Origin of the sequence: Granulicella arctica (genome assembly GCF_025685605.1) — a bacterium.
Classification (GTDB): Bacteria; Acidobacteriota; Terriglobia; order Terriglobales; family Acidobacteriaceae; genus Edaphobacter; species Edaphobacter arcticus.
The window spans coordinates 2,119,706-2,133,664 of sequence record NZ_JAGTUT010000001.1; the positions used below are offsets into that span (position 1 = coordinate 2,119,706).

At 54.8% G+C, this 13,959-nt stretch carries 12 protein-coding genes; all 12 read left to right on the plus strand.

Features of this window, described 5'->3' with window-relative positions; all coding sequences use genetic code 11:
• Nucleotides 1–112: 112 nt before the first annotated feature.
• The 12 genes from OHL20_RS08795 (at nucleotide 113) to OHL20_RS08850 (ending at nucleotide 13,852) form a co-directional block, all read left to right on the plus strand.
• The gene (locus tag OHL20_RS08795) at nucleotides 113–1,030 is read left to right on the plus strand and encodes a cytochrome c3 family protein (RefSeq protein WP_263382819.1); all 918 of its coding nucleotides are present in this window, start codon (nucleotides 113–115) and stop codon (nucleotides 1,028–1,030) included.
• Nucleotides 1,027–4,251 carry a TAT-variant-translocated molybdopterin oxidoreductase gene (locus tag OHL20_RS08800; protein WP_396271839.1) on the plus strand — a complete coding sequence of 1,075 codons (3,225 nt, stop codon included), beginning with the start codon at nucleotides 1,027–1,029 and terminating at the stop codon, nucleotides 4,249–4,251. The genes OHL20_RS08795 and OHL20_RS08800 overlap by 4 nt, the downstream gene beginning before the upstream one ends.
• A gap of 1 nt (nucleotide 4,252) precedes the next feature.
• Nucleotides 4,253–5,695: an NrfD/PsrC family molybdoenzyme membrane anchor subunit gene (gene nrfD / locus OHL20_RS08805; protein ID WP_263382820.1), complete on the plus strand. Its 1,443-nt coding sequence runs from the start codon at nucleotides 4,253–4,255 to the stop codon at nucleotides 5,693–5,695.
• Nucleotides 5,695–6,237 (plus strand): DUF3341 domain-containing protein, encoded by a 543-nt coding sequence (locus tag OHL20_RS08810; protein ID WP_263382821.1) that lies wholly within the window; start codon nucleotides 5,695–5,697, stop codon nucleotides 6,235–6,237. The genes nrfD and OHL20_RS08810 overlap by 1 nt, the downstream gene beginning before the upstream one ends.
• 100 nt (nucleotides 6,238–6,337) lie before the next feature.
• Complete coding sequence (locus OHL20_RS08815; protein WP_263382822.1) at nucleotides 6,338–7,027, plus strand: c-type cytochrome; 690 nt, start codon at nucleotides 6,338–6,340, stop codon at nucleotides 7,025–7,027.
• A gap of 49 nt (nucleotides 7,028–7,076) precedes the next feature.
• The gene (locus OHL20_RS08820; protein ID WP_263382823.1) at nucleotides 7,077–8,420 is read left to right on the plus strand and encodes a hypothetical protein; all 1,344 of its coding nucleotides are present in this window, start codon (nucleotides 7,077–7,079) and stop codon (nucleotides 8,418–8,420) included.
• The gene (locus OHL20_RS08825) at nucleotides 8,410–9,075 is read left to right on the plus strand and encodes a hypothetical protein (protein WP_263382824.1); all 666 of its coding nucleotides are present in this window, start codon (nucleotides 8,410–8,412) and stop codon (nucleotides 9,073–9,075) included. Before OHL20_RS08820 ends, OHL20_RS08825 begins: the two co-directional genes overlap by 11 nt.
• Before the next feature lie 13 nt (nucleotides 9,076–9,088).
• Complete coding sequence (locus OHL20_RS08830; protein ID WP_263382825.1) at nucleotides 9,089–10,003, plus strand: SCO family protein; 915 nt, start codon at nucleotides 9,089–9,091, stop codon at nucleotides 10,001–10,003.
• Nucleotides 10,004–10,012: 9 nt separating this feature from the next.
• Complete coding sequence (gene coxB / locus OHL20_RS08835; RefSeq protein WP_263382826.1) at nucleotides 10,013–11,056, plus strand: cytochrome c oxidase subunit II; 1,044 nt, start codon at nucleotides 10,013–10,015, stop codon at nucleotides 11,054–11,056.
• Entirely contained in the window at nucleotides 11,053–12,726 is a 1,674-nt protein-coding gene (locus OHL20_RS08840; protein WP_263382827.1) for a cytochrome c oxidase subunit I, read from the plus strand. The genes coxB and OHL20_RS08840 overlap by 4 nt, the downstream gene beginning before the upstream one ends.
• Nucleotides 12,719–13,474, plus strand: coding sequence for a cytochrome c oxidase subunit 3 family protein (locus OHL20_RS08845; RefSeq protein ID WP_263382828.1), 756 nt, complete (start codon nucleotides 12,719–12,721; stop codon nucleotides 13,472–13,474). Before OHL20_RS08840 ends, OHL20_RS08845 begins: the two co-directional genes overlap by 8 nt.
• 42 nt (nucleotides 13,475–13,516) lie before the next feature.
• Nucleotides 13,517–13,852, plus strand: coding sequence for a cytochrome C oxidase subunit IV family protein (locus OHL20_RS08850; protein WP_263382829.1), 336 nt, complete (start codon nucleotides 13,517–13,519; stop codon nucleotides 13,850–13,852).
• Nucleotides 13,853–13,959: the final 107 nt, after the last annotated feature.

Here is a 13,959-nt window from a genome sequence, read left to right on the forward strand (position 1 = left end):
ACTGCCCTACGACCGGCGAAGGAACCAAACCGGGCAGAACTCCACAGCTTCGTAACCACTGGAAGCACCTTCTCAACCTTTACCGGTATTGCAGAGGAAGCAGGACGCACTCATGGCGCAAGTTTTTGACCGCAGTTCGAACGCGCTGGCTCGAGCGAGCCTTGTCTTGACGGGTTTGATCGTCATCGCGCTCGGCGTAGCCCTCGACTCATTGCAACGCTCCCCCTGGGTGACGCGGCAGGGTCAGCGGCCGGACCAGCCAATTCCGTTCAGCCACAAGCACCACGTCGAAGGTCTCGGCCTGCAGTGCCAGTACTGTCATACGTCTGTCGAGAAGTCGAGCTACGCGGGAATTCCGCCCACGAAGACTTGTATCAACTGCCATGCGCAGATCTGGACAAATGCTGAATTGCTCGCGCCGGCTCGTCAGAGTTGGGCTACGGGAGCATCGATCCAGTGGATCAAGGTGCACGATCTTCCGGACTACGTGTACTTCAACCATGAGATTCATGTGAATAAGGGCATTGGCTGCGCGAGCTGCCACGGCCGCGTCGACGAGATGCCGCTGATGTATCAGCAGAACACGCTGCAGATGGAATGGTGCCTGAACTGCCATCGCAATCCTGCTGTCAATCTTCGCCCGACGAGCGAGATCTACAACATGGCCTGGGCGGGCGCTTCGAGCGACAAGCCGGTGTGGTGTGGACAAACGGGCAAGAGCGGACCGACGGCGCAGGCTGTGAACTGCACCACCAAGGATCCGAACAACAGCAATCCTGAGATCGCGATGTTACAGGTTGCGCCTGGCAGCGGTCGCGGTCAGCCACAGCCGAATTCTGGAACAAGCATGCAGCCGATTCCGACAAGCGGATCGGGACAGACTGTAAGCGACGGTTCGCCGAATGCGCTTCTGGTGCCTGTCAATTATCAGAAGTTCACCAGCCAGATCGAACTCGGTAAGTATCTCACCACGCAATATCACATCCGTGGTGCCAACGAGCTATCCAGTTGCGAGACGTGCCACCGATGAAGACGACACCAGAAGAGATGGTCACGATGGGAATGGACGACGCGATGTCGCAAGAGAGTATGAATCCGAAGAACGAGCAGGCTAAGGCAGGGCCCGTTGTGGTGACGCAGATCACCAAGGCGAAGATGACCCTCGCCCAGGTGCAGGGCAAGCTCGATGGTAAGACCGGCCGTCGTTTTTGGAAGAATCTTGACGAGCTTTCTGACGATCCGGAGTTCCATGAGTTGATGGCTGAAGAGTTCCCTCGCCAATCGACCGAGTGGGTCGACCCGATCAGCCGACGCGGCTTCATGAAGGTGATGGGCGCTTCGCTGGCCCTGGCTGGACTTGCCGGATGCACCAAGCAGCCCGATGAGACGATCTATCCTTACATCAAGCAGCCTGAGGACCTGGTTCTAGGCAAGCCGATGTACTTCGCTACTGCTTATCCCTTCCCGACGGGTGCGATTCCGGTGCTGGTAAAGTCAGACTCTTTCCGCCCAATCAAGGTGGACGGTAATCCTGACCATCCGATGTCGAAGGGCAAGTCTGATGCGTTTACGCAGGGGACCCTGCTCGATCTTTATGATCCTGATCGTTCGCAGCATGTGCTGTATCGCGGCCAGAATGAAAGCTGGGGCAATTTTCAGCAGGCGTTTGCTGCAGCCGCCAATAAGACCTCTGGCGGTCAGGGAATTTACTTCCTGAGCGAGACGATCACGTCGCCAACACTGGCTGCCCAGTGGAAACAGCTACAGCAGAAGTATCCGCAGGCAAAGCTTGTTCAGTGGGAGCCGGTAAATCAGGACTCCTCCCGTGCTGCCTCGAAGGCCGCCTTCGGTTCGTACACCGACGCGCAGTACAAGCTTGAAGATGCGGACATCATCCTTTCGCTTGACGCTGACTTTCTCGGTGGCATCGCTCATCCCGGCTTTCTGCCTCTTGCAGGGGCGTATGCTGAACGGCATCGTTACGAAGAAGGCAAGACGCCGAATCGTCTCTACGTCGTCGAGACGATGTCAACAGTTACCGGGTTCAAAGCAGAGCATCGGCTGGCATTGAAGCCGAGTGAAATTCCAGCGTTCGCGGCAGCTTTAGCGAATGGCTCTGGTCAGGCATCCGCAAATCCAGATGCCCAGAAGTTTTTTACTGCTGTCCTCGATGACCTAAAGAAGAGTTCCGGACGCTGCGTTGTCATTCCTGGCGAACAGGCATCAGCCTCGGTTCATGCTGCCGCGTACGCACTGAACTCGATGTTTGGGGCAATTGGCAAGACAGTTATCTACACTGAGACGGTCAATCCGCTCCCATCGGAGCAGGTGGCTGACCTCAAGGCGCTCGTCGCTGACATGAACTCCGGCAAGGTGCAGTGGCTGGTGATGATGGGCGTGAACCCGCTCTACTCCGCGCCTGCCGATCTTAAGTTTATTGAGGCCTTCAACAAGGTTCCGATGACCGTGCATCTTGGATCTCACCTTGATGAGACAGGTGTGCTGTCGAATTGGCACATCAATAAGTCGCACTATCTTGAGAGCTGGTCGGACGCCCGCGCTTACGACGGAACGATCTCAATCATTCAGCCGATGATCGATCCGCTCTATGCGGGAAAGAGTGGCCACGACATCTTTCAGGCGCTCCTTGACGATCCCCAGGCAAGTGCGTTCGATGTGGTTCAGGCCAATGCAAAGACATACCTGAAGGGTGATTCGGCAGCAGCCTGGCGTAAGTCTCTCCATGATGGCTGGGTTGAGGGCACGGCATTTACTACTGCCAAGTCGGGTTCTCCCGCGAAGACAGGCGTTGCTCCTTCTCTCGCTGCCAATGCGGACAAGGATGCGATCGAGATCTCGTTCCGCCCTGATCCGTCCCTCTACGACGGACGCTTTTCAAATGTAGGCTGGCTACAGGAGCTTCCGAAGCAGGTCACGAATCTCAGCTGGGATAACGCCGCCCTGATGAGCATGGACACGATCGGCCGCCTCAATCTCGAAGAGAATCATCCCGTCGAAATCGAACTGAATGGCCGGACGGTAATTGCGCCGGTTCTTATGGTTCCTGGTCATCCGGATGGTGTTGTTACGGTGCATTTGGGTCTCGGCCGCAGGATCGAAGCGGGCCGCGTCGGTGCCGGTGTTGGCTTCAACGCCTATCTGCTTCGTACAGCGGATCAGCCGCTCTCGATGACTGGAGCCAAGCTGAAGAAGATGCCGGGTACCTATGACCTTTGCGTCACGAAGGTCCACTCGATCGAGCATCGCGGCAGCTTCGCTCAGCACGACCTCCAGAAGCCACTTTCGGACAAGGAGGGCGCCTACTCGCTTCCTGGCCATGAGGCCATGGAGCGCGCGATCATTCGCTATGCGACGCTGGATGAGGTCAAGAAAAATCCTGGTTACGCGCATGAGGGTGGCACCCACTCCCTTACCGACAAGGTTGGCTATGGTGTTCAAGGCGAGGACCCGAAGCATGAAGACAGCTTCTTTCCTGACGCGTGGCGCTATGACAAGAAGGATGTCTCTTCCGGCAAGCTGCAGAATGCCTGGGGCATGTCCATCGATCTCAATAGCTGCATCGGCTGCAATGCCTGCATCGTAAGCTGCTACGCGGAGAACAATATTCCCGTGGTGGGGCGTGAGCAGGTCAAGGTCGGGCGCATTATGCAGTGGCTGCGCATCGACACGTACTTTGAAGGCGATCTCAACACTCCGCGTGCGCACTTCCAGCCTATGGCGTGCCAACATTGCGAGAACGCTGGTTGCGAGCAGGTCTGCCCGGTTGGCGCCACGGTCCATACGCCCGAAGGCCTGAACACGATGGTGTACAACCGTTGCGTAGGCACGCGGTACTGCTCCAACAACTGCCCGTATAAGGTCCGTCGCTTCAACTTCCTCCTGTACTCGGACTACGATACGGAGAGCCTGAAGTTCATGCGCAATCCTGATGTGACCGTTCGTTCACGCGGTGTCATGGAGAAGTGCAGCTACTGCGTACAGCGCATCGAAGCAGCGAAGATTACGGCTGACAAGGAAAATCGTGAGGTTCGCGATGGTGAGATTGTCACGGCGTGCCAGCAGGCTTGCCCGACGGACGCAATCATCTTCGGCAACATCAACGACCCGGCAAGCCGTGTCGGAAAACGCAAAGCAGAAGAGCGCAATTACCCGGTGCTGGCCGACTTGAACTTCCGTCCGCGCACCACTTACACGGCTGGTGTGATCAACCCGAATCCGGAGCTCGCATAAGATGGCAACCAAAGGCCCCCTTCACGATCCGGTTGTAGACCCGATGATTGATCCGCGTACCGGAGAGTACGCGGTCATCGCGCCGGGCCACAACTTCAAATCGGTAACGCAGAAGATCGCTGGTATCGTCCTTACTTCAAATACGCCGCTAGGCTGGTTCTTCGGTCTCATGGTCGGTGCGGGCATCGCCACAGGCGTGGTGATTGGCTGCACCTGGCTATTCCTGAAAGGCGTCGGCATCTGGGGCGTAACGATTCCTGGAGCCTGGGGCTTCGCCATCATCAACTTTGTATGGTGGATTGGAATCGGTCATGCCGGCACTTTGATCTCAGCCATCTTGTTGCTGTTCAAGCAGACCTGGCGTAACTCCATCAATCGATTTGCTGAAGCAATGACGATCTTCGCCGTAGTTTGCGCGGGAACGTTCCCGCTCATCCACGTTGGTCGTCCGTGGCTGGCTTATTGGCTGTTTCCCTACCCGAATACGATGAACGTCTGGCCACAATTCCGCAGCCCGCTGGCCTGGGACGTGTTCGCAGTTTCGACCTACGCAACGATCTCAATCGTGTTCTGGTACATCGGCATGATCCCCGACTTTGGGACACTGCGCGATCGGGCGACACTGCCATTTGCCAAGTGGTCCTATGGAATCCTATCGCTCGGCTGGCGTGGCTCCACCCGGCATTGGATTCGGTATGAGACGGCATCGCTCTTGCTCGCGGGCTTATCAACGCCGCTCGTGCTCTCCGTACACACGGTCATCAGCTTCGACTTCGCCGTAGCCGCTTTGGCTGGTTGGCATACGACCATCTTCCCACCTTACTTTGTGGCTGGCGCTGTGTACTCAGGCTTCGCGATGGTATTGACGCTAGCTATTCCGCTGCGGAAGTTCTATCACCTGGAAGATTTAGTGACTCTTCGCCATCTGGATAATATGGCAAAGGTCATGATCGGTACTGGCGGGATCGTCGCCTATGGCTACGGTATGGAAGTCTTCATGTCGTGGTATTCGGCGAGCCATTGGGAGTTCTTCATGATGTGGAATCGTATGTTCGGGCCGATGGGCTGGGCGTACTGGATCCTCATTCTGACGAATATCGCAATTCCGCTCACGACGCTCTGGTCTCGTAAGCTTCGTGTCAACGTCGTCTATCTCTTTATCCTGTCGCTCATTGTCAATACTGGAATGTGGTTCGAACGCTTCGTCATCGTTGTGACGAGCCTCTATCGTGATTACCTGCCGTCCAGTTGGGGAACGTATCGCGCCACGAAGTGGGATTACATGATCTACGTGGGCACGATGGGCTTGTTCACCTGCTTGTTCCTGCTGTTTGTTCGGCTGCTTCCCATGATTCCTATGTCGGAAATTCGAATGATGTTGCCGCAGACCAAGATCACGCCGGGTGGCGCAACCGCTGAGATTATTGACCAGGAGACCGCCTGATGCCGCCGCGCGAAGGAATTTATGGTTTGATCGCCGAGTTCAACACCCCGGCTGAGTTGGTTCACGCAACCCAGCAGGCGCGTCGCGCCGGGTACCGCCGGATGGAATGCTACACACCTTATCCAGTCGAAGAGGCTGCGGAAGCCTTGGACTTTCATAGAACGCGCGTTCCCCTGGTCTGCCTCCTCGGAGGGTTGATGGGACTAACAACGGCCTATTTGATGGAGACATGGATCAACGTGTGGGGCTATCCGTTGAACATCGCGGGACGTCCGCTGTTCTCCTGGCCGGCGTTCATTATTCCTGCATACGAATGGACGATTCTCTTCGCGGGCCTTTCTGCCGGATTTGGCATGATCGGTCTCAATGGCTTGCCGCAGCTCTACCATCCCGTTTTCAATGCGCCGAATTTTCGGAATGGCGCAACGAGCGATAAATTCTTTCTCTGCCTCGAGGCGGCTGATCCCAAGTTTTCAATTGGTGAGACGCGCGCGTTCCTTGAGCAGTTCCCCGCGATATCCGTGGTGGAGGTGGATCATTAATACGCGACGAGCCAAGACACCTGAACAGAAGACCTTCGTACGTGGTTTATGCGCGTCCGCATCGGTCGCGGTTCTCTTCACGGCAGGGTGCCGTCAGGACATGCACGATCAGCCCAAATTTATTCCGCAGCGTGGCACTTCCTTCTATGCTGATGGCCGTTCAGCCCGTCCGCAGGTTGAGAACACGGTGGGCAGAGGACAGCTTCACGAGGATAGCTACTTCTATACCGGCTTCGTAGGTGGAAAAGAAGGCGACGCAATGCCCTTTCCCGTCACGATGGACGTTCTCGAACGCGGCCAAGAGCGTTACAACATCTATTGCACGCCGTGCCACTCGCGCGTGGGCAACGGAGCTGGCATGATCGTTCAGCGTGGATATGCGCAAGCCGGTAATCTGCACACGCCGCGAATGCAGGCGGCTCCGCTGGGCCACTTCTACAACGTGATCAGCAATGGCTATGGCGCGATGCCGGATTACTCGGCACAGGTCACAGTCGCAGATCGCTGGGCTATCGTCGCCTACATCAAGGCCCTGCAGCTGAGCCAGAATGCCTCAGCAGGCGATGTTCCCGCGGGCGCTCATGTTGACCCTCTTTCCTCAATCGCGGAACGAGAGGGCCTACCTTCTACCTCCGCCGATGAGTGGACGGTACCGACGACCGCAGTCACCGGCACGCCGGACAATCAACCTTTTGTTCTTCCGGGGGCTGGCTCTGCCACTGTCGGTGGAACTTCCAAAGACACAACACCTGTGGCCAAAGGGCTGCCGTCATCCGCAACAAAGAACTGAAGCACTCTGGCAGTAACACCGGAAGCTTCCGGACAAAGGTTTGAAACGCATGTCATCTGGACACGAACAATACGGGGAAGCTGGCTCCCACCACTTGGTTGCGCATCATGGACTGCGGGTGCTTCCGAGCACGCTGGGATCGCCGGAGCTTATTTCGGCGTGGCGCTTGCGTGCGCTCATCATCAGCGGCGTCTTCACCCTGATTTCGCTCCTGTTTCTTCTGACGACTGGCGGTGCCGCTCATCTTCTGCGCGCCTATCTTATGGGATACATGACGTGCTTCGGCTTCGCCGGCGGCGGGCTTGTCATGCTGATGCTTCAGTATGTCTCAGGTGGTAAATGGGGCTTGCTGCTACGACGTCCTCTCGAAGCCATGTCACGCACGCTTCCCCTAATTGCGTTGATGTTCATTCCAATCGGTCTCTTGGCGAAGCACCTTTATCTTTGGGCGCGGTACCCGACGGCCGCCACAACTGCACAGGCGTATTCCGATCATCTGATCAGTCGCGAAGAAGCGCTTGTGATGAACGCAAAGCGCACTATGCTTAGTCCTTCGAGCGTATGGATTCAGACGATCATCATCTTCGGTGTTCTGATTCTGTTTATGTATCTGCTCAACAAATGGTCCCTGCAACGCGATGCAGATCCTGAAGCAGGTACGCAGCGTAGCTATGATCGCTGGCGTGTCCGGTTCGAAAATCTGAGCGGTCCCGGTATCTTCATTTATGTTGTTCTTCTCACTGCGGGTGCGATCGATTGGATCAAGTCCCTTGATGTAACCTGGTACTCGTCGATTTGGGGTCTGCAGTTTCTCGTAGGCCAAGGCTACGCTGTTCTTGCCCTTGGAATCTTGACGGTCATCCTCCTGTCGCGCGTTGAACCGATGAAGACTCTTCTGCGCACAACGGAGCAGCATGATCTTGGCAAGTTTGCGTTTGCCTTTGTCATGTTGAACATCTATCTGACCTTTGCAGAGTTTCTGATTATCTGGTCAGGTAATGTGCCAGATGAAATTCCCTGGTACCTCAATCGAATTCATGGCGGCTGGTGGTACATCTGCACTGCCGATTTCATTTGTCACTGGGTCATTCCTTTCTGCCTCCTTCTATCTCGTGATTTGAAGCGCGACAAGGTTCGCATGATCTGGCTGACCACCTTCATGATCTTTGCTCGCCTCTTGGATATGTTCTGGCTGATCGAACCGAACTTCAAAAATGCAGCTGGCAACTTACATATCAGCGGTAATATCAGCATCCTTGCCTACATCACGGTTCCCGTAGCCGTCCTCTCCCTCTGGGCTGCGTATTACCTGACGCAATTGAACGCGCGGCCTCTGGTGAACGTGAACGATCCGCATCTCGAAGAAATGTTGGAGCCTGAACATGCCCACTAACGAAAATGACAAGCTGCACGGCCGCAGCGATGAGCAGCCCGGATATGAAACGACTGACGTAAACGTCAGTGGTGTTGTAGTCTTTCTCGGCGGTCTAAGCGGTTTCGTTCTTATTTTCTTTCTTTTCTGCTTCGGTATGGGAAAGGTGATCAACAACGCGCTCGAAAAGAACGATGGGCCTGTCACGAAATGGAACGAGCGTTCGTCTTTTGCCGGGGCGGCCACGACCGGGGGTAAGCGCCAGGATCTGGCCACTGATCCTGAGATTCGCCAAAAAGCGCTCCAGCAGATGACCTCTACATTTCCCACGCCCCGTCTGGACATCGATGATGGCAACCAAGCAACCGCGGATCTACACGCGCGCGAAGATCTGCTCCTGGATCACTACAGCTCTGCAGGACAGCAACGAACCATCCGTATTCCGATCGAACAGGCGATGGAAGCTATTGCGAAGAAAGGTTTACCTGTAGCGACACAATCTTCCGCCCAACAGAGGCAGCTTGCCGAAGACGTGAAGCCTGAAGTGCAAGTGCCGCTGACAACCGGTTTCGCTCGAACTGGATATGAACTCGATGTGATGGAAGCACGGGCTCAGAAGATGAACTACGGCAAAGCAGAAGGCGCTGAGCACGCTGAGTTGAAGGGCGAGAAGTAGGCGCGCAACTGGTATGGATATTGAGGGACTGAAGATGCTGAAGAGGCGCACAATTCGGACAGGCTGGCTGGCAATCGCTCTTTTTGCGATGCTTGGAGCGGCACGTGCGCAGGTCTCCAGCTACGGCGACAAGCAGACCGGAGAAAATACAGGTGATCAACTTCCCCAGGTCCTCCAAAAGGTCGGCGTCTCCCAACATCTAAACCAGACTTTACCGCTCGACTCGATTTTCGTGGACGATACAGGCAAGACTGTCCGTCTCGGTGACTATTTTGGTAAGCATCCTGCGATCTTCTCGCTTGTGTACTACAACTGCCCGATGCTGTGTTCGGAAGAGCTTGACGGACTAACCAGCGCACTTGAAATGGTTCGCCTCGTGCCGGGCAAGGATTTCGAGATCGTTGTGGTCAGTATCGATCCCAGCGAAACTCCAGCAGATGCTGCGAAGAAGAAGCAGTTCTACCTGAAGCGCTACGGGCATCCAGAGACTGCAAGTGGTTGGCATTTCCTCACTGGACAACTCCCCGCGATTGATGCTGTGACAAACGCTGTTGGATTTGGTTATGTTCGCGTTCCTGGACCGGACGGAAGGCTGACCCAGTTTGCGCACGCCAGCTCGATCGAGTTGGTTACAGCGGATGGCAAGATGGCGCAGTACTATCTCGGGGTGGAGTACTCGCCGAAGGATATTCTGTTGGGGCTGATCGACGCGTCCGGCAACAAGATCGGTTCGCCCGTAGCAAATATTTTGACTTACTGCTATCACTACGATCCGCAAACGAATAAGCACTCCCTCATCGTTGCCCGTGTCGTTCAATTCGGCGGCATGGTGACGATGGCAGGGTTGGGCGGATTTATCTTTTTGATGTTTCGGCGCGATTTGAAGCTCGGGCGCGAACACGACCTGACTAAGAAAAAGAACGGCTAAAGGGTAACGATGCATATCAGTCCAGTACTGTGGCAATTTCTGGTGAAGTGGCTTAACGCATCCGCGCTGTTTCCGCGCGAAGCGTCGACCATTGCTCCTTATGCGGATGAGCTCTATTTCTTCCTGATCCTGATCACGATCCTCGGCCTTCTGCTTGTCGGCGCGCTGCTCCTCGTGTTCTCGGTCATGTACCGGAAGGAAAAACATCCCGTCGCGACCCAGATCGAAGGCTCTACGCTTCTTGAAGCGACGTGGACGATTATCCCGTTGGCAATTTTCCTTGTTTGCTTCGTATGGGGAGCGTTGCTGTACTTCCGCATCTACAATCCCCCAACAAATGCGATGAATATCTATGTGGTCGGCAAGCAGTGGATGTGGAAGGCAGAGCATCCGGGTGGCCAACATGAGATTAATGCGCTGCACGTTCCAATGGGTCGTCCCGTGCAGCTGACGATGATCTCGCAGGATGTTTTCCATAGCTTCTCGATCCCAGACTTCCGCGTCAAGCGCGAAGTGATTCCGGGCCGCTACACGACAGTATGGTTCGAGGCGACGGCAGTTGGAACGTACCACATCTTCTGCACCCAATATTGTGGAACGAAGCACTCCGCAATGATTGGCGAGGTGACCGTCCTTACGCCCGAGGATTATCAAAAGTGGACTCAGCAGTCGACTAGCGGTATGTCGCTCGCTCAAAACGGCGAACGCCTTTTCGCAAGCATGGGTTGCAACGCATGTCATTCCGGCAATGCTGCAGCACGCGGTCCTAACCTCGCAGGCGTATACGGATCGAAGCTGCAACTTGCGAACGGCTCCCAGGTTCTCGTGAATGACGCTTATCTGAGAGATGCCATTCTCAATCCGTCCCAGCACGTTACCGCGGGATATTCACCAATCATGCCCACCTACCAGGGGCAGATCAGTGAAGACGGCCTTATCGACCTAGTCGAGTACGTGAAGAATCTACAAACCAACTATCGTGTGCAGCAGACGCTGACCACGTCGCAGTCTGATCAGACGGCACCGATCACGCCGGAAATGGTGAAACCATGAGCGCTACGTCATCGACGATTTTGAACCTTCCTGACCAGAGCACTGCAACTCTGCCCAAGAAGAATTACATCAATGCTGAGCACGGATTATTGAGCTGGCTGTTTACGGGTGACCATAAACGCATCGCCATGCTGTACCTGATCTCGATCACCTTCTTCTTCTTTATCGGAGGAGCGTTCGCCGGCTTGATCCGCCTTGAGTTGCTGACGCCGCAGCCTGATCTTGTTGCGTCGGATACGTACAACAAGTTCTTTACCATGCATGGAATTATCATGATCTTCCTCTTTCTGGTGCCTTCCGTGCCGGCGACATTGGGGAACTTCCTGATTCCGATCATGCTTGGCGCCAAGGACCTTGCCTTTCCGAAGATCAATCTACTCAGCTGGTACCTCTATATGGCTGGCGGCACGTTTACGCTCGCAGCGCTCGTGCTGGGTGGTGTAGATACCGGATGGACATTTACCACGCCCCTCTCGACGCACTATCTCAATACGCATGTGATTACCGCAGCGACGGCGATATTTATTGCAGGGTTTAGCTCGATCTTTACCGGCCTGAACTTCATTGTGACCATTCACCGGATGCGGGCACCAGGTATGACCTGGTTCAGGATGCCGCTCTTCGTATGGTCTAACTATGCCGCCTCGCTTTTGATGGTTCTGGGAACTCCTGTTCTTGCGATCGCGATTGTTCTGGTTGCCCTTGAGCGTACCTTTGGTATCGGCGTCTTCGATCCTACAAAAGGTGGCGATCCACTTCTCTTCCAACATCTCTTCTGGTTTTACTCGCATCCGGCTGTGTACATCATGATTCTGCCGGGTATGGGAGTCATTTCTGAGGTAATCAGCACCTTCAGCCGAAAGCGTGTCTTCGGATACACAGCAGTCGCGTTTTCTTCAGTTGCAATCGCGCTCTTCGGCTTCTTTGTTTGGGAACATCACATGTTCATCATGGGAGTCTCCAACTACTCAGCCCTGGTCTTTTCCCTCCTGACGATGCTTGTCGCCGTACCTTCAGCGATCAAGATCTTCAACTGGGCATTCACCCTTCAGCAGGGCTCCATTACATTTGAGACGCCGATGCTCTACGCGTTCGGTTTCCTAGGCCTGTTTACGATCGGTGGACTCACCGGCGTATTTTTAGGATCTCTCGGCATGGATATCCATCTCACGGAAACATACTTCATCGTGGCGCACTTCCACTTCGTTATGGTGGGCGGTATGTTGATGGCATTTCTTTCAGGCATTCACTTCTGGTGGCCGAAGATGACGGGCCGCATGTATCCCGAATCGCTGTCGAAACTAGCGGCGGTCGTGACCTTCATCGGGTTCAACCTTACATTCCTACCGCAATTTATCCTTGGGTATCTCGGAATGCCTCGCCGCTATCATGCCTATCCGCCAGAGTTTCAGGTGCTGAATGTCCTGTCGACGGCCGGAGCTACTGTTCTCGGCGTCGGGTACCTCCTTCCAATGCTTTACCTCGCATGGTCTCTCAAATATGGAGCGATAGCCGGTAACAATCCCTGGCAGGCCACCGGTCTTGAGTGGCAGATTCAGTCGCCTCCGCTGACCGAGAACTTCATCGAGGTTCCCATCGTCGATCACGAAGCATACGACTACGAATGGCTAGCCCACAAGACGCAGCACGAGGTGACTACCGTTGGATAACGTAATCACACATCCTCACACGCATGAGACGGCTGTCGCGGCGGAGCACCATCATCAGGCCCTTCCTCAGCACCGCCATCATTTCGAGACAGAGGAGCAACAGCGCGAGGCTGCAAGCTTCGGCATGTGGCTGTTCCTCCTTACAGAAATAATGTTCTTCGGAGGCATGTTCTTTGCCTACCTGCTTTACCGTAACTGGTACTACGACGCCTTCGTTGCTGCCTCGAACCAGCTGAGTATTCCGCTGGGCGCTTTCAACACCGTGGTGTTGATTGGTTCCGGGTTTTTCATGGCGCTTGGAGTGTGGGCGGCTGAAGTCAAGAAGAAGGGTCTGCTTGTTCTGTTTCTTGTCATCACGACTATTCTGGGAGCGATCTTCCTTGGCGTGAAGGCGGACGAGTACCACGAAAAGTGGGAAAAGCACCACATTCCTGGAGCACATTTCGATGTCTCTGAATTTGTTAACCCTCATGCTTTCGGCCTGAAGGAAACGCCTCTTGCTCCTGACATGGCGCAAAGAACACAGGTGTTCTTCTTCCTCTATTTTGCGATGACTGGGATGCATGCGCTCCACATGATTATCGGAATTGGCATCCTGTTCTGGCTGACGTGGAGGGCTCACTTCGGGGAGTTCACGAGCGGGTATGTGGCACCGATAGAAAACTTCGGGCTTTACTGGCACTTTGTGGATATCGTCTGGCTCTTCTTGTTTCCTCTGCTTTATCTGATCAACCGTCACCCGGTGTAGTTAGTTTGCTTTACCCGGAGAGATAACTTCAAGGAGCAGACCATGTCTGACGCGCACGATGCAACAAATGTAACAAACCCGGAACACAGCGAACATCACATCCTGACGCCTCTGAACTACGCGGTGGTATTTGGAACACTGCTGATTTTCACCGGCATAACAGTTGGTGCCGCTTATATCGATCTTGGCGTCTTAAATCCGATCATCGCACTTGGAATTGCCAGCTTCAAGGCTGTGGTCGTCATCCTGTTCTTTATGCACGTGAAGTATCAGTCGCGGTTGATCAAGATGACTGTCGGAGCAGGCTTCTTCACATTCCTGGTCCTCATCACAATGACTTTGAGTGACTACATGAGCCGCGCATGGGGTCTCTGGTAAGGCAATTTGTGTAGCAAAAGAGGCGGCCCACGGGCCGTCTCTTTCACGTTTGAACCTCAATCCAGCCCGGCAAGTTTGCCGTCATACCAAAGGTTTTTCGTTTTCCC